This is a genomic window from Mycobacterium sp. E2733, from assembly GCF_001667585.1.
Classification (GTDB): domain Bacteria; phylum Actinomycetota; class Actinomycetes; order Mycobacteriales; family Mycobacteriaceae; genus Mycobacterium.
In genome coordinates this window covers 25,047-47,421 of sequence record NZ_LZJZ01000021.1, presented here as the reverse complement: position 1 = coordinate 47,421, position 22,375 = coordinate 25,047, and the positions used below count along the sequence as shown (strand labels likewise).

Sequence of the window (22,375 nt, the reverse complement as noted above, 5' to 3'; positions counted from 1 at the left end):
AGTTCGCGCTCAGCCGCCGAGCCCCTTCTTGATGGCCGCGTCTTGTTTCTGGCCCACGTCGTTGACGAAATCCGCGGGGGCCAGGGTGTCGGGCGGCCCGTCGAACTGCAGCGTGACCAAGGCCCTGCCCTCGGTGAACAGCAGGATCGTCACGCCCTTGCTCTTGTCCGGATTGTTACCCAACAACATCGTTCCGCCCGTTCCGACGTTGGCGGCTTGCGTTGTCGGGTTCTTGATCACGTCACCCTGAGCGCCCTTGGCCGCGTTCAACGCATCCGTGGCGGCGCCGGGGTCCGCGAAGACCTGAATAGTGTCCTTGATGACGTGGCTGCCGTCCTCGTCCTTGAACGTCGTCGCGACGCCCGGCTGACCATTCGGGTTGCTGGTCGGCGGGGTAGCGGTGAACGGTATCGGCGCGTTGATGTCGCTCGCCTGGATCAACAGTCCGGTGTACTCGCTCGGCTGCGCGGCGGCCGACAGAGGTGGTGTCGAGCTGTGCGCGCTACTAGTCGAGCTGGACGACGACGGCTTCGAGGGCGACGACGTCGGATTCTTGCCGCATCCCGCCACCGCCACCGCCAGCGCCGTCGTCACCGCGACGCCCGCGGCCACCGCCCGTGAAGTCGTCATCGCTCGAGCTCCCTTCCAGGCGGCCTCCGGCGCCACCGTCGAGTCGTTCCCGAATCGCACAGTACATTGCGGCGCGGCGCCACCGTGGCGCCGAAGGCCCTGGGGGAGATGGCCGGGCTAGTCCAGTTGGTCGCGTAGGCAGCGCAACGTGGCGGCCAGAATGCGGGAGACCTGCATCTGCGACACCCCGATGCGCTCGGCGATCTGGCTCTGCGTCATCGATTCGAAGAATCGCATCCGCAAGACCTCGCGTTCGCGCTCGGGGAGCTCGGCAACCAGGACGCGCAGCGCTTCCCGGTTGGTGATGTGCTCGATCTGCGGGTCGATGCCGCCGACCGCGTCAGCCACCAGCCGGGGTGTGCCCGAGCTATCGGTGCCCACCGGCGCGTCCAGGGAATCCAGCCGGTAGGCGTCGCCCGCCACCAGGCATTCCACGATTTCCTCGCGGGGAACTTCCAGCGCCTCCGACAGCTCGCCCGCGGTAGGAGCGCGCCCCAGCTTCTGGGCCAGATCACCGGTCGTCCTGCTGATCTGCACGTGCAATTCACGCAATCTCCGCGGTACTCGCATGCCCCAGCTGTAGTCGCGGAAGTACCGCCGAACCTCGCCCATCATGGTCGGGACCGCGAAGCCGATGAAGCTGGGACCCTTGTCAGGATCGAATCTGTTGATGGCGTTCATCAGCCCAAGTCGCGCCACCTGGATGAGGTCGTCGAGACCCTCCCCACGGCGGGCGAAGTGGCTAGCCACATGGTCGGCCAGGGGCAGGCATCGGGTCACGATTCGTTCGCGCTGGCGACGGTAGTCATGCGACTCGGCAGGCAGCCGACGCAGCAACACGAACATTTCGACAACGTCGTCGTAGGAATCGTCGGCTTTCTTATCGCGGCACGGAGGCGTAGGGGTGGAAGCAGGACGGGCGGGAGCAATCACACTGGTCATAGGCGCACGCGCCCGTTCTCGGCGCGGCTGATCCTGAAAACTCCTGTGCATAAATATTTTTGCATCACTTGACTCACTCCTCTGAGTCGTGTGCAGCGGGGGACCGGCAGCTATCGCACGGTCGCCTCACGGCACCTGTTCCGCAGGACTGGTCGTTCATCGAACGCGCGCGATCACCGAAGGGGAGATGACTCGGGTCTTTGATCGCCGGAGCCATGTCAAGCTCAGTAGCCGTGCGGCTGACTGGCCGCTTTGAGCTAAACGGCGACACGTCCATAACGGACTTCGTTTAAGACTATACGCCCCATCGCACGCCCCTGCGATCGCTTACCCCGACTCGGTCCCGAAGTCTTTTCGAAACCGTTGCCGCCGCACGAACGGACGGCATGACAGCAAACCGATCCGCTCGCCCGAGCTGCGGCCATCCGCCGGGTAGAACTGTGCTTTCCGGCTATCTGTGCTCTGACCCGCTGGGCGGCCGCAAACCACGCGGCCCTCCATCGGCCATTCAGCGTAGCCAGTTGCCACCGGGTGGCGCGGATGTCCCGTGCCCGTTGAAGGTGTCGACAGCGGTTCTCATTCCTGTCGCGGCTGGGTACTGTTCGCCTAATGTTCGTGACCAGTCTTCAGCGCCCCGCTCTCGGTCCTGGCCGAGAGTCGTTGGGGCACAACGTTTTCTGACAGCGATGGCGGTGAATGCCAACGGGCGCCTGCTGGACGGGCTCGGCGTGGTGGTGGTCGGCGGCAGCCGAGGGATCGGGCGGGCGGTCGTCGAACTGCTCTGCGACCTGGGCGCCGGCGTGGTCGTCAACGGGCGCGACGCGGACGCGGTCGAGGAAACAGTCGCCGCGGTCACGGCGTTGGGCGGGCATGCCAGCGTGGTGGCCGGACCCGCGAACGACGAGCGCATCGCCGGCGTTCTGGTCGACGACTGTGTGCGCAGGTACGGACGGCTGGACGCCCTGGTCAACTGCGCGGGCATCGCTGAGCCGCCGGGCTCCTCGATTCTGAACATCTCGCCGGATGACTTCGACCGCCTGATCAGCGCCCACCTCGGCACCGCCTTCCACACCTGCCGGGCGGCGGCTCGCGTCATGGCCGCGCAGGGGCACGGCGCCATAGTCAACACCAGTTCGGTCGCATTTCTCGGCGACTACGGCGGCACCGGTTATCCCGCGGGGAAAGGCGCCGTGAACGCCCTGACCATGGCCATCGCCGCCGAATTGAGGGGTCGCGGCGTACGAGCCAACGTGGTGTGCCCCGGCGCCCGGACCCGCCTGTCCACGGGCGCCGAGTACGAAGAGCACATCGAGGAGCTGCACCGCCGCGGATTGCTGGACGAAATGACCATGCGGGCCTCGCTCGACAGCGCCCCGCCCGCCTTCGTGGCCCCGCTATACGCCTATCTCGTGAGCGACCTGGCGAGGGCCGTGACGGGCCAGATCTTCGTTGCTGCAGGCGGATTCGTCGGCAGCTTCGACCGGCCGACGCCGCGCGTGCTGGGCTACCGCGACCACCACGACGCCGAACCGTGGTCGGTCGACGATCTGCACTCGATGATCGGGGCCGCGCAAGCCGCGCGCTGAGGGGCCCGAAGCCGGGCCACAGCAAATCGATCTCGGCGGCGCCGTGCCGGTTGACGCGAGGGCAGCGCCCGGCGCGTCCGAGTGTGCCGTTATTTCGCCACCGGTGCACCGAAAGTCGCACGTTGTGGGTGTGCGAGCCGGTCCGGCGGCCTACGCTGTCGTGCGAACCGCAGGAGGGTGTTTTGACAATGCAACCGAACCCGCTCGACCCAGTTGCCAGCGAACGGCTGTCGCACGCAGGCAACGTGTTCACCTCCGATCTGTCGATCAACGAATTCGCCCTGCTGCATGGGGCGGGGTTCGAGCCGATCGAACTGGTGATGGGTGTCTCGGTCTACCACGTCGGCTATCAGTTCACCGGGATCCGGCAACAATCCGAACTGCCCGTGCTCACCGACGCCACCTACCGGGCGCGCTGGAACGCGATGTCGCGGATGCAGGCGGAGGCAGATTCGCTGGGCGCGGACGGCGTCGTCGGCGTCCGCCTCGAATGGCGTCATCAGGGCGAGGGCGAGCATTTGGAGTTCATCGCCGTCGGCACCGCCGTGCGATACACGGAGAAGCCGGGCGCCTATCGACGTCCCAACGGGCAGGCGTTCACCAGTCACCTGTCGGGGCAGGACCTGACGACCCTCCTGCGGTCGGGATTCGCCCCGGTGGCGTTCGTGATGGGCAACTGCGTGTTTCACATCGCCGTACAAGGGTTCCTGCGCACGCTCGGACAGGTCGGGCGCAATGCCGAGATGCCCCAGTGGACGCAAGGGAGTTACCAGGCCCGCGAACTGGCGATGTCACGCATGCAGAGCGAGGCCGAGCGCGACGGCGGAAGCGGCGTCGTCGGGGTGCATTTCGCCATCTCCAACTATGCGTGGGGGCATCACACCGTGGAGTTTTATGTTGCGGGAACCGCGGTGCGTCGCGGCGGTGAGGCGCAGACGCTGACGCCGTCGTTCGTCCTGCCCATGAGCGATTGATGACGAGCCTCGATCACGAACGCGTCGGCCAGGCCATCGGAACCGCCTTGGCCGGCCCCGGGGGAGTCGGGCTGGTGCTCAGGGTCTTCTGCGGGGTTCCCGGGGTAATTCTCGTTCCCGCCCGCCGCGGCTTCTTCCGGTCTCAGCCGGAACGGGTGCAGATCGGTGACTGGCGTTATGAGGTAACCCCCGACGGCCGGCTGAGCGCCGCCCACCTGGTGAACGGCATCGTCCTGGCCGAGGAGGTCCTTGCCGCCGGCGCGGTCGGACCGCACATCGCTCGCGCCCTCGGGCAGCTGGTCACCGGCTACGGCCCGACGATCATCCCCAACATCGATGCGGCCCTCGATGTCCTCGAGGCCGGGGCCGGACCCCGCTGATGCGGGCCCGCCGGCCTACAGCCGGCCGGCGGCGAAATCGGCCGCTTGGTCGACCATGCCCGCCTCGACGTACTGGCGGTGCGCTACGGGGTTTGCCGCGTCCGAACAGATCGGGTCGCCGGGCACGCACAACTCGATGGTCTTGGCCGCGTACGGTAAGCCGATCGTCACGGGCGGCTCGTTGATGATGCTCATGAACTGGCTCGACGGCTTTCCGAAGAGCGCGACCGCCGCCACGTGGCTGGAGACCTCGGCCGGCATCGGCTGCAGTGCCTGGACCAGGTGTACCCCGTCCGGCACCGCGCTTTCGGTGACGAAACCAACCACGGCCGCGCCCTGAGAGTATCCGCCCAACACCATCCTCGTTCGGGGGCAGGAGACCGCCATGTGTTCGACGTGCCCGCCCGCATCGCTGATGCCATCCACGGCCCTCGGGAAGTCCGTGGTCGCCGGGTAGTCGACCGGATACACGCCCAGCGACCTGCCGCCGACGCGCGGGCGCAGGCTGTCGACGAAGCTCTGTCCGATACGGCCGACGCCGGGCGGCTCGTTGGTACCCCGGGCGAACACCACCTCGACATCGGGGCACGGCTCGGCGGTCGCGACGGGAACGGCCGGGAGCGCCCAAAACGGAGCCAACACAGCACAAATCAGACTGACGAGACGATGCGCCTTCACAGCGTGAGTTTGACACAGGGTGACAAAGTCCGCGCGTTATGCGGCCGCAGCCGCCGTCGTGCTAGCGCGGTGCGTCCGCACCATGGGCGCGGGGTCGCCTGCGCGTGAACGAACCGGCGGCGCGCAGCACGCCGCGGAATGCGTAGGCGGCGGTCACGATGGTCAGGATGATGAGCAGGACGAACATGGGCAGCCAGTTGCCCCTGCTGTGGTCGACCTCCCACCAGATGATGGTGAACAGCACCACGCAGAGCAGGAGCACCACGTCCCGCCAGTTCCCCCGGTAAGACAACGCCGCCTTGCGCAGGGCCCGGCTCCGGTCCGCGGTGTCGATCAGATCGTCGATGCGGGCGTCGATGGTGCGTTGCAGCTCGGCGCGCCTCTGGGCGGCCTCCGGCGGCAGCCGGTCCAGCAAGTCCATGTCTTGCTTGATCAGCTCCCGATAATCCGGGCCCCGGAATTGCCCGGCGGCGACGGCCAGCATCGCGCCACCGAACACGGGCGCGCTATTCAGGGCGATCTGTCCGAGACCCGTCATGCCCGCTCCTTACGGTCGTCGTCGATGTCGGCGGGGGTCAGGATGCCTTGAAGGGCCGCCGGCGCGTTCGCGGCGGCTCGGGGCTTTGCAGCGCGTCCATCGCGCGCGTCATCTGTGGGTAGGCGATCGCCGGTCCGAGCCAACGTGTGAGATAGCGCCGCAGATCGGCACCGCTGCGTGGTGGACGCCCCGGGTCGGCGAGGAACGAATGCAGCACCCGCAGGCTGAATTCGTTCAATTCGTCGAGGCCGGCTTCGTCGAAACCGTAGCTCTCCCAATCGATGTCGTAGCGATGCAACATCGACCGGCCGAACGCCAGGGCGGTGTCCGAAATGATCGAGACCTTCTGCCCGCCGCGGTGGCGTTGGTTGAGCACGAATTCAACCTGGTTGTCCGAGGCCAGCTCTTCGATCGCGAACGCCATTCCTTCGGTCATCGCGACGACCGGGTCGGTGACCCCCTCCAGGTGGGCCGCCATCCGATCCAGGAATCCGTCGGCCGACCGCATCGCCGATGCCACCAACAGCGCCTGCGTTCCGGGGAAGTACCGATACACGGTCTGCCGGGTCACCCCCAGCGCTCGTGCCACGTCGGCGATTCGCATCGCGTCGCCGCGTTCCTCGATGATCTTTTCGGCGGCATCCAGGATGCGCTCGATCGCCTCCTCGTCGGAGGCGGGCGTGTTTCCTGCCCAACCGTGACTGCGCATTTAACGGGTGGCAAACCCGTAGCCGGTGATCCCCACAGCTGGATCATAGCGTCCGGTGGAGGGCGATCGATGCTGGTTAACAGCACGCGGGCCGCGAGGGCCGTGGGCGGACACTTTGGAAACTATGTATGATCGCGGCGGATCTTCCAGCGTCCGGCGCGGCAGAGAGGCCGAACATTGCAGTACGACACCGTGATCTTGAACGGACGCTGGTTCGACGGCACGGGTGCGCCGTCGGCGCGCAGAAACATCGGTGTGCGCGACGGCCGGGTCGCCACCATCACCGCCGAACCACTCGACACGGCCGGCACCGACGTCGTCGACGCGACGGGCCAGTGGGTGATCCCCGGCATCATCGACATCCACACCCATTATGACGTCGAAATACTCTGCGAGCCTGAGCTTTCCGAGTCGCTACGGCATGGGGTGACCACCGTGATGCTTGGATCGTGTTCGTTGTCCACGGTCTACCTGGACAACGTGGACGCGGGTGACATCTTCGGCCGGGTCGAAGCGATTCCCCGGCGCTATGTCATCGAGCACCTGGACGCGGCCCGCTCGTGGAGCAATCCGGCGGAGTATGTCGCCGAACTCGACCGGCGAAACCTGGGTCCCAACGTCGCGGCCTTCATGGGCCACTCCGACATGCGGGCCGCGACGATGGGGCTGGACCGGGCAACTCGCAAGGACGTCCGGCCGTCGGCCACCGAGCTGGCTCGGATGGAGTCGATGCTGAACGAGGCGCTCGACGAAGGCTTCGTCGGGATGTCGTCGCAGCAACTGCTGTTCGACAAACTCGACGGCGAGGTCTGCCGGTCGCGCACCCTGCCGTCGACGTACGCGAAGTCCCGCGAACTGCGCCGGTTGAACGCTATCTTGCGGCGGCGCAACAAGATTCTGCAGTCGGGACCGGACATCAAGAATCCGCTGTCGGTGGTGTCGCAGCTCGCGACGTCGCTGGGGTTCGGCCGGCCCCGGTTGAAGACCAGCCTGCTCTCGGCGGCCGACATCAAGGCCATCCCGCCGGTGATCCACCTCATGGACTCCCTTGCCCGAGTCGTGAACGCGCTGGGCGGTGACTTCCGTTGGCAGCATTTGCCGGTGCCGTTCGAGGTTTACGCCGACGGGATCTCGCTGGTGGTGTTCGAGGAGTTCGGCGCCGGTGCCGCGGCGCTGCACCTGCAGGGCGAGATCGAGCGCAATCAGCTGATGCGCGACGAGGACTATCGCCGCTGGTTCCGCGAGGACTACGACCAGAGGTTCGGGCCCCGGGTGTGGCACCGCGACTTCTTCGACGCCGAGATCGTGTCCTGCCCGGACGCGTCGGTGGTCGGCAAGTCCTTCGGTCAGGTGGGGCTGGACCGCGGCGGGCTGCATCCCGTGGATGCGTTCCTCGACCTGGTCGTGGAGCACGGCGAAAAGCTGCGCTGGCGCACCACGATTTCGAATCACCGCCCCGAGGTGCTCAAGAAGCTGGCGCAGAGCGAAACCGTCCAGCTGGGCTTCTCGGACGCCGGCGCGCACCTGCGCAACATGGCCTTCTACAACTCGGGACTGCGTCTGCTGCGGCACGTGCACGAGGCGGAGAAGCACGGCACCCCGTTCATGTCGGTCGAGCGTGCCGTGCACCGGCTCACCGGCGAACTCGGGTCCTGGTACCGAATCGATGCCGGCACCCTGCGCGAGGGCGACCGCGCCGACATCGTCGTGATCAACCCGGACAAGCTCGACGGTTCGCTGGATCACTACGCCGAGCATCCGGTGCAGTCGTACGGCGGCTTGTCCCGGATGGTCAACCGCAACGACGAAACCGTCAGCGCTGTGCTGGTGGCGGGACGGTTCGCGTTCGGTGCCGGCCAGGCCGCCCCGGCGCTGGGCAAGCAGAAGTTCGGCCGCTTCCTGCGGGCGGGCCAGACATCGGGGAGCTTGACGCCGGTCGCTTGATCGTTGTTGCGCAGCGGTTTACGCCACGGACGCGCCCAGGATGAGGTTGACGGCCGCGTCGAGTTGTCCCGCAATCTCCTCGAAGCTGACGAAGCGGGCGGTCATCAGGGCCCCGGAGAAGGTCATCTGCAGCGTGGATTTCACGGCGCGCGGCCAGCCCGGGCCCAGCGCGGCGCTGATGCGGGTGGCGACTTCGTGGCCTATCTGCTCCCGAATCGGCTGCACCGCCGGGTCGTCGGCCATCAGGGCCGCGCCGCAGGCGGCGGTCAGCTCCGGCTCGTCGGCAACCACGACGGCCATGTCGCGCAGCGTGGCGCTGACCCGCGTCTTGGTGGTGCCGTTGATGTCTGTATGCAGCGGCAGTTCTCGGAGAAAGCGCAGGTACACCGCCGCGACCAGTGCGCTTTTCGATGGAAAGTAGGTGTAGGCGCTGGCCGGCGACACTCCTGCGCGACTCGCGACCGAGCGCATGGTCAGATTGGCATACGACGACGCGCGGAGCTCCTCCAGCCCGGCATCGAGGACCTTGCGGATCGTCTGTTTGGGCCGGCGATCGGACCGGCGAGCCGCATCTTTAGACACCCGTCCAGTGTAGGAAGGCGGAGAGAGCGTGGACAACTTTCCTCGGGGTCGTGCCTGGCGGCCTATTCGCGTCCGGCGCTGTCGTTTTGCTACCACGCGCCGAGGGCGGTCCGGTGCCCGCAGCAGCGATTTACAGACAGCTGTCCAGAACGACCGCCTGTGACGGCGCGGTGGCGCCGCGATTGGCTCTAGAGTGACGGCATGGCCGAGGCGGACCGGCAGCGCTGGGACGAGCGGTACGCGACCAAAGCGTCCCCGTCGGTGGACGCGGTTGGACCGCCCGACTTTCTGGCACCCCACGTCGATGTACTGCCCACTGCGGGAAGGGCTCTGGACCTCGCGTGCGGAGCCGGACTCGGCGCGGTGTGGCTCGCGATGCGCGGGCTCGAGGTGGTCGCCCTGGACGTCTCGCCTGTGGCGGTCGGCCAGGCGCGCGAACTGGCTCAGCGCGCCGGGGTGAGCGATCGGTGCCGCTTCGAAGTCGCCGACCTGGATGACGGCCTGCCGGCCGGACCGTCCGTGGACGTCATACTGTGCCACCGATTCCGGGACCGGCGCCTTGATCACGCGATCGTCGAGCGCCTGGCACCGGGTGGGTTACTGGCGATCGCCGTGCTGAGCGAAGTGGGAGCCGCCCCGGGGCCGTTTCGCGCGGCCGCCGGTGAGCTACCCGCGGCGTTCGCCGAACTCGACTTAGTGGCGGCCGGCGAAGGCGAGGGCCATGCCTGGCTGTTGGCCCGCGCGGGGCGCGAAGGTTGCTGAACCGCAAGCATTTTCGCGGCGGAAATTGCGGTCCATCGGGATCGCAATTGGCGGTGCCATTTTGGCTCCCAGCCCGGTAATGTCACGCGCATGGAGCGGCGTGTCCTCGAAGCGGTCATCTATGAGCGCGAGCCGCCGATTGCGCGGATCATCCTGAACCGCGTCGACAAGGCCAACACCAAGGACGCGGTCCTGGTCACCGAAGTCGACGAATGCCTGCACGAAGCCGACCGTGACAAGGACATCAAGGTCGTCATCCTGAAGGCCAACGGAAAAGGATTCTGCGGCGGACACGTGGCACGCTGGGGCCCCGACGAAAATCCGTATCCGGACTTCGGCGAGACTTTCGAGGACCTGTACAAAGGCACCGCCGACCTGTTCCTGTGGCCGACGCTGTACCTGTGGGAATTTCCGAAGCCGACCATTTCCGCGATTCACGGCTATTGCATGGGCGGCGGAATCTATCTCGGCCTGCTGACCGACTTCTGTGTCGCGTCCGAGGACGCGTATTTCCAAATGCCGCTTGCCCAAAGCCTCGGCGAGCCCGGTGGGCACACCATGATCGAGCCGTGGTTGCTGATGAACTGGCATCGCACCATGGATTGGCTGCTGCTGGCCCCGACGCTCTCCGCGCAGGAAGCCCTCGACTGGGGCCTGCTCAACAAGGTGGTGCCGCCCGAAGACCTCGAAGAAGTCGTCGAGGAGATGGCGCGCAAGATCGCCCAAATCCCGCTGACCACGCTGATGGCGGTGAAGAACAACGTGAAGCGCGCGTGGGAACTGATGGGCATGCGGGTGCACCTGCAAGTGAGTCACATCCTGACGAACATGGTCGGGGCCGCCTCCGACGTCCAGGCGCGGCGGGCCGAGCTGAAGCAATCGGGCATGAAGCCACGCGATTTCGTCGGCCGCGACGAAAAGGATGCGGGGGCCTAACGGCTCGTGTCGCCCGCGACACTCCGGCCGCCGGCGTGGCGGGCGGCGACGTAACCGAACACCATTGTGTAGGCGATGCTTCCACCGGCACCTAGATAATTGCGGCCCATCACCGTCGCGGTGATGTTGCCCGTCGCGTACAGTCCGTCGATCACGCGGTCGTCCTCGTCGAGCACCTGGGCGTACTCGTTGGTGATCACCCCGCCGCACGTTCCGACATCGGCCGGAACGACTTTGGTGGCGTAGTACGGTGACCGCTCTAGCGGGCCGAGCGCGGCATTGGGGCGATAGCCGGGATCACCCAGGCAGTCGTTATAGGCCGACTGACCGCGCCCGAAGTCGGGATCGAGCCCCTTGACCGCAAAACCGTTGAAGCGCTTGATCGTCTGCTCCAGCGCATCGCCAGGGACACCCATCTTGCGCGCGAGATCACCGATAGTGTCACCCCGTACGACCGCGCCCCGCGTGAAGAGTTCTTCGGGAAGGCGACGCTTCTTGAACGGGTTGGCCCCCGACACGTACCGGCTGATGTAGCCCTCGTCGAACACCATCCAGCACGGCACCGCCTTGTTTGCGTACATCGCCTTGCCGACCTCGACGTACGAGTTGGACTCGTTGCAGAACCGCCGGCCGGTTCCGTCGACGTAGATGGCGCCGGGGCGCTGCCGCCCGCTGCCCAGAGCCTTCGCAGCGTCACCTCCGTCGGCGATGAACACCGATGGCAGCCACCAGGCCTCGTCCATCAGGTCGGTCTTGGCGCCCAGCCGGATCGCGGTCTGCAACACCTCGCCGGTGTCACCGGCGTTCGCGATGGACCAGAGCCCCTCGTTGGGCTGCTCCCCGCTGTAGCGGCGGCGCATATCCGCGTTGCGGCTGAAGCCGCCCGCCGCGAGCAGGACGCCCTTGCGCGCCTGGACGTTCAGCGTCTCGCCGTGACGTGAGACGCGCGCGCCGACGACCCGGCCGTCCTCGACGACCAGGTCCTCCATTGCCGCGCCAGTCCAGATCGGCGGCTCGCCGCGCAGATCGATCAGCACCTTGAGCATCTGACCGATGAGCGACGCTCCGTTGGTGAGCATTTCCCGGCGGCGGAGCCGGGCGGCCCTGGTGCGCACGAAAACTCGCATCGCCACGGCGAAGGCTCGCGGTGAACGATTGAAGTACTGCACCGAACGCAGCTCGTTGGTCTTGAGGACGAATCCGCCGTAGGCCTTGGCCATCGAGGGCTGGACCTTGTCACGCCAGCTGCCCAGCGCGGCCGCATCGTAGGGGACGCACTCGATTGCGCGACCGGCCTCGTTGCCGCCCTTGTGGTTCGGGTAATAGTCGCTCCAGCCGGGGCACCGCACAAACCGAACACCCTTGCGGGTCAGGAAGTTGATCATTTCGTAGCCCGCGCTGAGGAACGTCTCGCGCCGGGCCGGCGACGAAGCCGGCCCGATGTCGCCGACGACGTCGTCGAAATAGGCCAGGCCGTCTTCGTGCGAGTCCGGGATGCCGTCGGCGCGCATGAGCGGGTTGTTGGGCAGCCACACCATGCCACCGGAAAGCCCGGTGGAACCGCCGACCAGGGGTTGTTTTTCGATCACCAGGGGTTCGATGCCTGAGTCGAGTGCCGCCAGCGCCGCCACCAGGCCGCCCCCGCCACTGCCCGCGATGAGCAGGTCGACGGAGCGGTCCCACCGGGTGGTCATCGTGCGCCCGCGCTGAAGCCGAGGTCGGCGACCGGGACGTCGATGGTGGTGTTGGTCTTCTGGATGGCGGGCACCAGGGCGTCGTACGGCAGGCCGGCGAGGAAGCCGTCTATCACGCGTTCGAAGTTGGAGATCAAGCCCTCGATGCGGCTGGACAGCCGCATGTACTCAAAGCCCTTGGAGTGCAGTCCTTTTTGTTGTCTAGGCAGGTTGGAGAAATCCTGGGCGGGTATCGGTGGCCAGCGCGGGTCGTCGGGTGCCATGGGTACGGGCGGCGTCGGCTTGGCCGTACTCTGCTCAGGTGGAATGCGGGTGAGTGACCAGATCTCGAAAAGCGTTTCCTCCGGACCCAGCGGCCGGATCCGGTATGACGAGGCGCTGCTGTACTGGGGAAGCAGAAAATAGTGGGGGAAAGCGAAATTGATCGCTTCGTCGATGCCGCGCCGCTGCAACTCGTTGAGGTCGGGAATGTCGCAGCCCCGGGCTCGGTGCCAGTGCACGATGGCGTCATTGAGGGTGCTGCGCCAGACGGCCATCGCCTCGGCCGGGTCGGCCGGCAGTTCCATGTCCTGCAGGCCCTCGGCGATGCGGACATCGTTCTCGTGGGTCATGCCGGCCATGCCTTCACCCAGGGTGCGCATGAAATACAGGTTGGTCTGGGCCAATCCGGGTGGTCGTGAGGTGTCGGGCCGCTTCGGCATGCTGGACGGCAGCAGTTGTGGGTGGGTCTGCGGGACGTGATAGCCCTCCATGAATGCGGCGGTCGCCAGTTTCCAGTTCACCGGCAACCGGCACGACTGCCACCACTCGACGCGCAGCGACTCCACTTTCCATGCGTCGTAGATCGATGCGAACGGCTCGAAGCAGTCGCGCAGCGGCGGTGCATCGTCGTCGAGGTTGATCCACGCGCACCCGCCCCAGACCTCGCACCGGACCGAGACCAAGCGAAGATCCTCCGGGTCCAGGTTGTGGTCGTCGAACTCTTCGGGCCTCAGCACGAAGGTGTTGCGTCCGTCGATGCCCCAGCACCATCCGTGAAACGGGCACACCAACGTGCGCCGGTTTCCATTGCCCTCCACAAGCTTCACCCCGCGGTGGCGACAGGCGTTGTGGTAGGCGCGTACGTTTTCCGCGTCCAGGCGGACCACGATGATCGACTCGTCAAGGATCTCGTACTCGACGTAGTCGCCGGGCTTGGGAATTTCTTCCAGACGGCAGGCCATTTGCCACACGCGCGGCCAGAGCTTTTCGGTTTCGAGGGCGTAGAACTCCGGGTCGTAGTAGCGCTGCTTGGGAATGCGATCGACGGCCTGGACCGCCCACGGCACCGGAAGCGGAGTCCAGTTGATTTGGCTGTCATGGGTGCTCTGGGTGGTGACCATTTTCATCCCCTCATAGGATCCGCGATGCCCGCCCCTGCCAGTAACGCTCGCGAATGCGTCTCTTGTACAGCTTTCCGTTCGGGTCCCGGGGCAATTCCTGGACGAACTCCACGGTGCGGGGGCACTTGTAGCCCGCCAGGTGCGCTCTGCAGTACTCGATGAGCTCGGCCTCGAGGGCGGGCCCCGCCGTGACGCCACCGACCGGCTGAACGACGGCCTTGACCTCCTCGCCGAACTCGTCGTTGGGAACACCTAAGACCGCCGCGTCGACGAGCTTGGGATGCATGATCAGCAAGTTCTCGACTTCCTGGGGGTAGATGTTCACCCCGCCGGAGACGATCATGAACGTGGACCGGTCGGTGAGGTAGAGGTAGCCGTCCTCGTCGACGTACCCCATGTCGCCCAGGGTGCGCCAGCCTCGGTCGTTGGACACCGAGGCGGTCTTGGCGGGGTCCTTGAAGTATTCGAAGTCGGGTCCGCCTTCGAAGAAGAGCTCGCCGGCGTGGCCGGCGGGCAACTCGACGCCGTCGTCTCCGATGACGTGCACCGGCGACATGGGTTTGCCCACCGAGCCGGGATGGGCCAGCCATTCCCCCGGGCCGATGGTCGTACCCGCGAACCCCTCGGTGCCACCGTAGTATTCGTGGATGATCGGCCCGAACCACTTCATCATGTGGTGCTTGACGTCGACCGGGCACGGCGCGGCCGCGTGGATGACGCAACGCAGGCTCGAGACGTCATACTTCTCCCGAACCGACTTGGGCAGCTTGAGCATTCGCACGAACATGGTGGGTACGAACTGTGCGTGCGTCACGCGGTGCGTCTCGATCAGCCGCAAGACGTTCTCGGCGTCGAACTTCCGCATGAGGATCGCCGCCGCCCCGACGCGGTTGACCGCCATGGTGTAGTTGACTCCGGCGGCGTGGTACAGCGGTGCAGGGGAGAGGTACACGCTTGACGGGCTCATCACGTACTTGTGGGTAAGCGCCAATTCCAGCACCGCCTGCGCCCAGGAGCCGTTGCCGTCGGTCGGGAGGGGCCGGCGGACGGCCTTGGGCCGTCCTGTGGTCCCCGACGAATACAGCATCTCCGATCCGTCCGACGCCGGCGGCGCGTCACCCGCGGTCGCCAGCGCGTCCTCGTACCCGCGCCAGCCGGGCAGGTCGCCCCCCACCACAAGGTGGGCGGTGACGGCGGCGTTGGCCGCGCGGACGTGTGCGGCCAGTTCGGGCATGGTCGCGTCGACGAACACGGCCCGCGCATCGGAGTCGTCGATGACGTAGACGACCTCGTCCGCGGTGAAGTGAGTGTTGACCGCGGTGTAATACAGGCCGGAAAGCTGGCAGGCCCAGGTGATTTCGAGGAACTCGGGTCGGTTGGGCAAGATCAGCGCCACGCCGTCGCCGGGGTGCAGCCCAGCGCCGTGCAGCACCGCGGCGACGCGCTGACTGCGGGCATACAGCTCGGAGTGCGAGATCGTGGCACCGCCCGCGACGATGAGGGCCGGCGCCTGTCCGGCCGTTGTGGCGTGATCGGCGAGGTCCACTGGGGCGAGCCCTGCGGAACCCTAAGTGGCCGTTGCGCCGTCGGTCGACGCGGCCGCGGCCTGGCGCCGCGCTTGCTCGGAGGGCAGCACTTTGTCCCTGAACACCGTCTGGATCAGCTCCTGGACGTCTTTGCTGATGGAGGCCAGGGCGACAAGGTCGTTCGAGCTCTGCCAGTGCACCCGCATGCCCATCAGCTCCCAGGCCCGCTTCAGGTTGGCCTTGGTGGCAAGCAGCGTGGTCATCGGGGCCTGCGCGATGTGGCGGGCGATCGCCTCCACGCGGTCGTCGAGCTGGTCACGCGGTACCACCTCGTTGACCAGACCCACCTCGAGGGCCTTCTTGGCGTCGATGACCTCGGCGAGGTACAGGTAGTAGGCCGCTCGCCGCCAGTTCATGAAAACCCAGGGCTCGATGGAGCATTCACCCGATGGCATGCCGAAGCCCTGCAGCGGCGGGTAGGAGAAGTAGGCGTCTTCGGAGGCGATGACGATGTCGGTGGTCAGCCCGTAGTGCGTGCCCCCGCCGACGCAGTAGCCGTGCACCTGGGCGATCGTCGGTTTGGAGAATTCCCACAAGTTCAGCACCGGCTTCACGAACAGGTCCGTCTGCGGCTTCCACGGCGTGCCCATGACTTTGGCGCCCTCGACGAAGGCCGGGTAGTCGACGGCATTGTTGCCGATGGCGTGTCCCGAGCAGAAGCCCTTGCCGTTGGCCTTGAGGACGAGCACCTTGATGTCGTAGTCGCGGTCCGCGTCCAGCAGCGCGGCGTCGACCTCTTCGGCCAGCTTCTGGTCCTGTGCGTTCGCCTTCTCCGGCCAGTTGAGGGTGACGCGGGCGATGGGCCCCTCTTTTTGGTAGATGATTCTCTCGCGAGTCTCGTTGAGATCCATACGTGCTCACCTTTCCTGGTTCATGAAGTGATGACGCCGATTTCGGCGCCGATGTCGTAGGTGGCCCCGACTTGGCCCGTCCAGTGCACGGTGCCCGACGCCCCGGCTTCGATCTCCTGTTCCACCTTCTCGGTGGCGATCACGTAGATGGGTGTGCCCGCGTCCACGTGCTGGCCGGCGTCGACCAGTAGGCCGGTGAGCTCGGCCTCGGACACGGCCACCGAGACACGTGGAATGCGAATGATGAAGTCAGCCATGCACTCTCGCCCCCGCCGGGGTCCTTCCAAAAGTCTTCAGCGCCGTCGCGACGATTCGCGCCGGGGAGGGGTACACCTGCGCCTCGAGCGCCGCCGCGGCCGGGCTGGGGACGAATCGGGCGGCCACCCGTTCGACGGGCGCGGCCAGCTCGGAAAACAGCTCTGAGTGCAGGATCGCGGCGAGCTCCGCTCCGGGGCCGGCGAATTGGACCGCGTCGTGGATGATGACGGCCCGGCGGGTACGGCGGGCGGAGTCGACGATGGTCTCGACGTCGAGCGGCACCAGGGTGCGCAGATCGACGACCTCGGCGCTCACGCCCTGTTCATTCAGCGTGGCCGCGGCGGTGAGGGCGTCGTGCACGCAGCGTCCGTAGCCGATCAGGCTGACGTCGGTGCCGGGTCGCTTGATCTCGGCTCGGCCCAGCGGGATTGAGAACGCGGGATCGACGGGGACGGGGCCCTTCTTGCCTTGCAGCCGAATGGTTTCGATGAAGAGGCAGGGGTCCGCGTCGAAGATCGCCGATGCCAGGAGACCCTTCCCGTCGCGCGGTGTGGACGGCACGATCACCTTCATCCCCGGGATGTGCATGAACCACGCTTCCAGGCTTTGCGAATGCGTGGCACCGGTGGCCAGCCCGGCGTAAACCTGGGTGCGGATGGTGATCGGCGCCGTCGTGCGGCCGGCGGTCATGAACCTCAGCTTGGCCGCGTTGTTGATCAGCTGGTCGGCGGCGATGCCGATGAAATCCATGATCATGATCTCGGCCACCGGCAGCAGGCCGTCGATGGCGGCGCCGATGGCCGCGCCGACGATGGCCGCCTCCGAGATCGGTGTGTCCAGGACGCGGTCGTGACCGTACTTCGTCGACAGGCCCGCGGTCGGCCCGGACGCGCCGGGATCGGCGATGTCCTCACCGAGCAGGAATACCCTGTCGTCGGCGGCAAGCGCTTGATCCAGCGCGAGGTTGAGCGCCTCGCGCATCGTCATCTCCGTCTCTTGCATGCTCATACCGGGAACTTGATCGGGGTCGCGTACACGTCTTGGTCCAGCTCATCGATGGACGGGGAATCCGCGCCCATCACGGTTTGCAGCGCCGTTTCCACCGCCGCCAGCGCGTCGGTGTCGATGTGGTCTAGTTCGTCCGGATCGCAGACGCCGGTGTGGGCGAGGTGGTCGCGGAAGCGGGGGACCGGGTCGGCTGCCATCGCGGCGGCCAGCTGTTGCTCGGGGATGTAGGGCATTCGGTCGCCGAAGTAGTGGCCCCGGAAGCGGAACGTCACGCATTCGATGAAGGTGGGGCCGCCACCGGCGCGGGCCCGGCGCAGCGCTTCCTCGAGCGCGGATTTGACGGCCAGCGGGTCGTTTCCGTCGACGCGCACCCCGGGCATGCCGTAACCGGCCGCCCGGTCGGCGACGTGCTCGAGCTTCATCGTGTCGGCCGTGGGCGTCATTTCGGCGTAGAGGTTGTTCTGGCAGACGAAGACGATCGGCAGGTCCCACAGCGCGGCCATGTTCGCCGCCTCGTGGAAGGACCCGGTGTTGGTGGCGCCGTCACCGAAGCTGACCACCGTGACGCGATCGGAGCCCTTGCGCTTGGCCGCCATCGCCAGTCCGACCGCCACCGGCGGTCCGGCCCCGACGATTCCGGTCGAAAGCATCACGCCCTTGGCGGGATTGGCGATGTGCATGGTCCCGCCCTTGCCGCGGCCGGCGCCGACGGTGCGGCCCATCATCTCGCCGTAGATCTCCTCCAGGGGGACGCCCTTGCCGATGAGGTCGTGCAGGCCGCGGTAGGTGGTCACCAGCTGGTCGTCGGGGCGCAGCGCCACGCCCATGGCCGCGGCGATGGCCTCCTGGCCGCGCGAGGGCCAGTACACGCACATGAACTCGCCCGTGCCAATGCCTTTGGACAGCCGGTCGTCGGCCGCCTTCATCAGCACCATCAGCTCGTACAGCCTGCGCTCGACGCCCGTCGGGGAATCGCCCATTGGTATCACGCACCCGACCACGGCTTGACCTTGAGGAAGCCGCCACCGTCGACGCGGAGCTGCTGCCCCGTGATGTAGCGGGCGGCGTCGGAGGCAAGGAACAGCACCGCCTCGCTGATGTCCTCGGGTTCGACGTAGGGGATCGGCATTGCCTGCACGAGCGGGAAAACCGGTTCGGCATCCTCGCGCGTCGGCTCCTTCAGGTCCGGCCGGAAGGCCCGATAGATCGGCGGGCTGTGCAGCATGTCAGTGTTGACGTTGGTGGGATGCACCGCGTTCATCCGGATGGAGAACCGCGCAAGCGCCAAGGCAAAGTCGTTGACGTAATGCGCGGCAGCCAGTTTCGCGAAGGCGTACCCCGCGCCGCCGGGACCCCCGTCGATGCCCGTGGTGTTCATCGACGACATGAACGCGGCGTTGGAACCGATCACAATGATCGACGCGCCGGCTTGCAGATGCTTGAGGCTCGCATGCACCAGATTCAGCACGCCGACCAGGTCCACGTCCACGGCGTCGGCGAACGCCTGCGGCGGCAGCCCCGCGGTCAGCGGGCAGATGCCCGCGTTGGCGACGACGACATCGAGATGCCCCAATTCGGCGACGCCCTGATCGATCGCGGTGGACAGGGCCACCCGATCGCGAACGTCGGCGACCGCGGTGAACGCGCGCTGCCCCTCCTTCTCGACCAGCCGGGCCGTCTCTTCGAGGTCTTCCCGCCGGGCCAGGGGATACTCATTGGTCTCGATGTCGGCACACACGTCCACCGCAATGATGTCCGCGCCCTCGGCGGCCAGCATCCGCGCATGCGAACGGCCTTGGCCGCGCGCCGCGCCGCTTATCACGGCCACCTTGCCGGTTACCCTGCCCATCGCCCGTCCTTCGTCCGTGTATCTACAGCGCGATCCAGGTTGGGGCCCAAGGGTATTCGCCGGCATCGGCGCCGGTGCGGGCGGAATGACTCGGCCGGCCGCTCGTCCCCGCCGGGAAACGCGCGGTCACCGGTGCCGAATCGGGCCAACGGTCGGATCCATCGCATCTCTTCCACCAAAAACTGCGCTGACCTGCAGCTGGGCTATCGCTACGCCCTAGACTAGCTAGAATATCTAAAATAGCAAGGAATGACCGGTCGACCGAGGGAGTTGGCGATGTCTGACGTACGTGTCCTGCACGGGGTGCGAGTGGTCGAGTTGGCGTCGTGGACCTACGTACCGTCGGCGGGCGCGGCCCTGTCGGACTGGGGCGCCGACGTGATCAAGGTTGAGGGCGTTGCCTCGGGTGACCCCGGACGCGCGCTGGTCGTCGGCGGGTTCACCCGGCAGGCGGCCCGCCCGGACGCCGACTTCATCCTCGAATTGGGAAACCGCGGCAAGCGCAGCATCGCCATCGACATCAAGTCCGAGACCGGTCGCGAGCTGTTCGGCCGCCTGTTGGCGAGTGCGGATGTGTTCCTTACCAATTGGCTGCCCGGCGCGCTCGAGCGGGCCCGGCTCACCGTGGACGACATCCGCTCGTTCAACCCGAAAATCATCATCGCGCGTGGCACCGGTCTGGGGGTGCGGGGCCCCGATCGGGATCGCGGCGGGTTCGACGCGGCCACCTACCTCGCGCGGGGCGGCGTCGCTTACACGCTCACGCCGTTCGGAACCGACACACCCGCGGTGCAGGGTCCGGGGTTCGGCGACCTCCAGGGCGGGGCGACGCTCGCCGGTGGCGTATGCGCCGCGCTGTTTCACCGCGAGCGCACCGGTGAAGCGACGGTAGTCGACTCCTCGCTGCTGGCTCAGGCGATGTGGGCGATAGCGCCATCCATCTCGGCGGCCGATTTCTTCGACATCGACGGGATTCCGGGCGCACCGCCGGGGCTGGCCATCAACCCGCTCGTGAACAGGTACAAGACCCGCGACGGCAGGTGGATCCAGTTGGTGTTCCTGCAGCCGGACAAGTTCTGGGCGGGGTTCTGCGAACGCATGGGCCTGGCTGAGCTCATCACCGATGAGCGATTCGTGCCGTCGAGCAACCTGATAGCCAACGCCGCGGAGGCCACGGAGATTTTGGCCAACGTGTTCGCCCGCCACGACCTTGCCCACTGGCAGAAGGCGCTCGAGGACGAGCCGGGCGTGTGGGGCGCCCTGGCGACGCCGCGGGAAACCCTCAACGACCCACAGGTCGAACCGAACGGCTACGTGGTGACCAACGTCGACGACCACGGGGAGAAGTACCGGATAGTCGCCGCGCCCGTGCAGTTCGACGAGACCCCGCCGGCGCCCGCGCGTGCGCCGGAACACGGGCAGCACACGGAAGAGATCTTGCTGGAACTCGACGTCGATTGGGACGACATCGCCAGGGCCAAGGATCTCAAGGCGATTCTGTAGGGCGGCGCGCCGGCCGGGGGCAGTCGACGAAAGGCGCTATCTGTGGGGACCAAAGTCATCGGCTGCCGCCAACCCGATGACCCGGGGCGCCCGCAGTCGTACGTTCGGTGCAAGGAGCCACCGACATGACTGCATTCATGCGCGCCACCGACGCGTTTACCTGGGCGATGGAAACTGACCCGCGGCTGCGCTCGACCGTGGTCAGCGTCGTACTTCTGGACCGGCCCCCGGACTGGGACGAAGTGCGGAAGCGATTCGACTTGATCAGCCGCACGCTGCCCATGTTCCGGCAGCGGGTGGTGCCATCGCCTACGGGGATCCCGCCGCGGTGGGAGAACTACCGCGACTTCGACCTCGATTACCACCTCCGGCGAGCCACGGTCTCGGCCCCCGGAACCCTTGACGACGTGCTCGAGATGGCTCGATTGGCCGAGATGCAGGATTTCGATCGGGCCCGCGCGCTGTGGGAAACGACGTTCGTCGAGGGGGTGGAAAACGGCGGCGCGGCCGTGATCTGCAAGTTTCACCACGCGCTCACCGATGGGGTCGGCGGGGTCGAGATCGCGATGCATTTGTTCGACCTCTCAGAACATCTGTATCCCGTTGAACCGATGCCGCCCGAGCCAGAGGTCGCGGGTCCGGCCCTGTTGGGGGGATACCGCGACGCCGTGCGCTACGACACCGGCTTGCTCAACAGCGCCGTGACGGGCGCGGCCTCCCTGGTGCCGCGGTTGATTTACGACGGCGTTCGGCGGCCCGTCGCCACCATCCGGTCCGCGGCGACCACCGCGGCATCTGTGTACCGAACCGTCCGGCCGATCAACCGAACCGGGTCACCGTTGGCGACGGACCGCGGCCTGATCCGGCACCTCGGGGTGCATCAGGTGCCGACGCGGCCGCTACGGGAAGCGGCGCACCGCTGCGGCGGGGCGCTGAACGACGCTTTCGTCGCCGGGGTGGCGGGTGGACTACGCCTCTACCACGAGAAGCACGGCGTCGAGGTGAACGACCTGCACATCACGATGCCGATCAGTTTGCGCACCGAAGCCGATGGCATCGGCGGGAACCGGATCACGCTCATGCGCTTCGACGTGCCCGTCGGCGAGGCGGATCCGGCGAAGCGGATCGCCGCGATACGGCAGCGCACCGCGGCGGTTCGCAACGAAAGATCGCTGCCGTACACGCAATTGATCGCCGGGGTGCTCAATCTGGTGCCCCGGTGGTACATCGGCTCGGTTCTGCGCCACGTCGATTTCGTGGCCAGCGATGTGCCGGGCGTCCCAGTGCCGGTCTTCCTTGGCGGCGCCCCCGTGCGGGCACAGTACGCATTCGGTCCAACCATCGGTGCGGCAGTCAACGTCACACTTCTCACCTATGTCGACACGTGTGGTCTCGGTTTGAACGTCGACACCACCGCGATACCCGACTACGACGTTTTCCATGACGCTATCGTCGGCGGGTTCGATGAATTACTGTCCTTGGCAGGCTGATTAGAATGGATTCCGGCGCCGAACAGGCGATTCGCCGCATTGATTGATTAGCAACCGATTCCGAAACGGTCACAGGGCCGCATCGATCGTCGC

The 22,375-nt window shown here is 66.7% G+C and carries 22 protein-coding genes; 8 read left to right on the top strand and 14 right to left on the bottom strand.

Annotation, left to right across the window (positions count from 1 at the left end):
* Nucleotides 1-9: 9 nt before the first annotated feature.
* Together A5678_RS04370 and A5678_RS04365 are read right to left on the bottom strand one after the other, a co-directional pair.
* On the bottom strand, nt 10-630 hold the full coding sequence (locus A5678_RS04370) for a hypothetical protein (RefSeq protein WP_068039349.1): 621 nt from the start codon (nt 628-630) through the stop codon (nt 10-12).
* A 117-nt stretch (nt 631-747) separates the two neighbouring features.
* Entirely contained in the window at nt 748-1,572 is an 825-nt protein-coding gene (locus A5678_RS04365) for a SigB/SigF/SigG family RNA polymerase sigma factor (RefSeq protein ID WP_068038973.1), read from the bottom strand.
* Nucleotides 1,573-2,258: 686 nt separating this feature from the next.
* On the opposite strand from A5678_RS04365, the gene A5678_RS04360 reads away from it, so the two are divergent.
* The 3 genes from A5678_RS04360 (at nt 2,259) to A5678_RS04350 (ending at nt 4,512) form a co-directional block, all read left to right on the top strand.
* Complete coding sequence (locus tag A5678_RS04360) at nt 2,259-3,158, top strand: SDR family NAD(P)-dependent oxidoreductase (RefSeq protein WP_068038971.1); 900 nt, start codon at nt 2,259-2,261, stop codon at nt 3,156-3,158.
* Between the two features lie 188 nt (nt 3,159-3,346).
* On the top strand, nt 3,347-4,132 hold the full coding sequence (locus A5678_RS04355; protein ID WP_068038968.1) for a heavy metal-binding domain-containing protein: 786 nt from the start codon (nt 3,347-3,349) through the stop codon (nt 4,130-4,132).
* Nucleotides 4,132-4,512 carry a DUF5073 family protein gene (locus tag A5678_RS04350; protein WP_068038964.1) on the top strand — a complete coding sequence of 127 codons (381 nt, stop codon included), beginning with the start codon at nt 4,132-4,134 and terminating at the stop codon, nt 4,510-4,512. Before A5678_RS04355 ends, A5678_RS04350 begins: the two co-directional genes overlap by 1 nt.
* A 15-nt stretch (nt 4,513-4,527) precedes the next feature.
* Here A5678_RS04350 and A5678_RS04345 read toward each other — a convergent pair whose 3' ends face one another.
* The 3 genes from A5678_RS04345 to A5678_RS04335 form a co-directional block, all read right to left on the bottom strand.
* Nucleotides 4,528-5,154, bottom strand: a complete 627-nt coding sequence (locus A5678_RS04345) for a cutinase family protein (RefSeq protein ID WP_068038963.1) — start codon at nt 5,152-5,154, stop codon at nt 4,528-4,530.
* A 97-nt stretch (nt 5,155-5,251) separates the two neighbouring features.
* Nucleotides 5,252-5,728, bottom strand: coding sequence for a hypothetical protein (locus tag A5678_RS04340; RefSeq protein ID WP_068038960.1), 477 nt, complete (start codon nt 5,726-5,728; stop codon nt 5,252-5,254).
* A 37-nt stretch (nt 5,729-5,765) separates the two neighbouring features.
* Entirely contained in the window at nt 5,766-6,437 is a 672-nt protein-coding gene (locus tag A5678_RS04335) for a TetR/AcrR family transcriptional regulator (protein ID WP_068038957.1), read from the bottom strand.
* Between the two features lie 177 nt (nt 6,438-6,614).
* Here A5678_RS04335 and A5678_RS04330 point away from each other — a divergent pair, with 177 nt between their 5' ends.
* Complete coding sequence (locus tag A5678_RS04330) at nt 6,615-8,381, top strand: amidohydrolase family protein (RefSeq protein ID WP_068038955.1); 1,767 nt, start codon at nt 6,615-6,617, stop codon at nt 8,379-8,381.
* 18 nt (nt 8,382-8,399) lie between these two features.
* Here A5678_RS04330 and A5678_RS04325 read toward each other — a convergent pair whose 3' ends face one another.
* Complete coding sequence (locus tag A5678_RS04325) at nt 8,400-8,963, bottom strand: TetR/AcrR family transcriptional regulator (protein WP_197502027.1); 564 nt, start codon at nt 8,961-8,963, stop codon at nt 8,400-8,402.
* Between the two features lie 201 nt (nt 8,964-9,164).
* Here A5678_RS04325 and A5678_RS04320 point away from each other — a divergent pair, with 201 nt between their 5' ends.
* The gene (locus A5678_RS04320; protein WP_068038949.1) at nt 9,165-9,725 is read left to right on the top strand and encodes a bifunctional 2-polyprenyl-6-hydroxyphenol methylase/3-demethylubiquinol 3-O-methyltransferase UbiG; all 561 of its coding nucleotides are present in this window, start codon (nt 9,165-9,167) and stop codon (nt 9,723-9,725) included.
* Nucleotides 9,726-9,815: 90 nt separating this feature from the next.
* Nucleotides 9,816-10,661 carry an enoyl-CoA hydratase/isomerase family protein gene (locus A5678_RS04315; RefSeq protein WP_068038944.1) on the top strand — a complete coding sequence of 282 codons (846 nt, stop codon included), beginning with the start codon at nt 9,816-9,818 and terminating at the stop codon, nt 10,659-10,661.
* Here the strand turns inward: A5678_RS04315 and A5678_RS04310 are convergent.
* Genes A5678_RS04310 through A5678_RS04275 form a run of 8 tightly spaced genes read right to left on the bottom strand, consistent with a single transcriptional unit; the run spans nt 10,658 to nt 19,289 of the window.
* Nucleotides 10,658-12,355, bottom strand: coding sequence for an FAD-binding protein (locus A5678_RS04310; RefSeq protein WP_068038941.1), 1,698 nt, complete (start codon nt 12,353-12,355; stop codon nt 10,658-10,660). The genes A5678_RS04315 and A5678_RS04310 overlap by 4 nt on opposite strands.
* A complete protein-coding gene (locus tag A5678_RS04305) occupies nt 12,352-13,743 on the bottom strand; it encodes an SRPBCC family protein (RefSeq protein WP_197502026.1) in 1,392 nt (463 codons plus the stop codon). Before A5678_RS04305 ends, A5678_RS04310 begins: the two co-directional genes overlap by 4 nt.
* 4 nt (nt 13,744-13,747) lie before the next feature.
* Entirely contained in the window at nt 13,748-15,283 is a 1,536-nt protein-coding gene (locus A5678_RS04300; protein ID WP_068038937.1) for an acyl-CoA synthetase, read from the bottom strand.
* A 21-nt stretch (nt 15,284-15,304) separates the two neighbouring features.
* Nucleotides 15,305-16,174, bottom strand: a complete 870-nt coding sequence (locus A5678_RS04295) for an enoyl-CoA hydratase-related protein (RefSeq protein ID WP_068038934.1) — start codon at nt 16,172-16,174, stop codon at nt 15,305-15,307.
* A 20-nt stretch (nt 16,175-16,194) separates the two neighbouring features.
* Nucleotides 16,195-16,431, bottom strand: coding sequence for a lipoyl domain-containing protein (locus A5678_RS04290; RefSeq protein WP_068038931.1), 237 nt, complete (start codon nt 16,429-16,431; stop codon nt 16,195-16,197).
* A complete protein-coding gene (locus tag A5678_RS04285; RefSeq protein WP_068038928.1) occupies nt 16,424-17,434 on the bottom strand; it encodes an alpha-ketoacid dehydrogenase subunit beta in 1,011 nt (336 codons plus the stop codon). Before A5678_RS04285 ends, A5678_RS04290 begins: the two co-directional genes overlap by 8 nt.
* 2 nt (nt 17,435-17,436) lie before the next feature.
* Nucleotides 17,437-18,420, bottom strand: coding sequence for a thiamine pyrophosphate-dependent dehydrogenase E1 component subunit alpha (locus A5678_RS04280; protein ID WP_068039342.1), 984 nt, complete (start codon nt 18,418-18,420; stop codon nt 17,437-17,439).
* A gap of 5 nt (nt 18,421-18,425) precedes the next feature.
* Nucleotides 18,426-19,289 (bottom strand): mycofactocin-coupled SDR family oxidoreductase, encoded by an 864-nt coding sequence (locus A5678_RS04275; RefSeq protein ID WP_068038925.1) that lies wholly within the window; start codon nt 19,287-19,289, stop codon nt 18,426-18,428.
* Nucleotides 19,290-19,565: 276 nt separating this feature from the next.
* Between A5678_RS04275 and A5678_RS04270 the strand changes: the two genes are divergently transcribed.
* The gene (locus A5678_RS04270; protein WP_068038921.1) at nt 19,566-20,792 is read left to right on the top strand and encodes a CaiB/BaiF CoA-transferase family protein; all 1,227 of its coding nucleotides are present in this window, start codon (nt 19,566-19,568) and stop codon (nt 20,790-20,792) included.
* 125 nt (nt 20,793-20,917) lie between these two features.
* On the top strand, nt 20,918-22,282 hold the full coding sequence (locus A5678_RS04265; RefSeq protein WP_068038918.1) for a wax ester/triacylglycerol synthase domain-containing protein: 1,365 nt from the start codon (nt 20,918-20,920) through the stop codon (nt 22,280-22,282).
* Nucleotides 22,283-22,375: the final 93 nt, after the last annotated feature.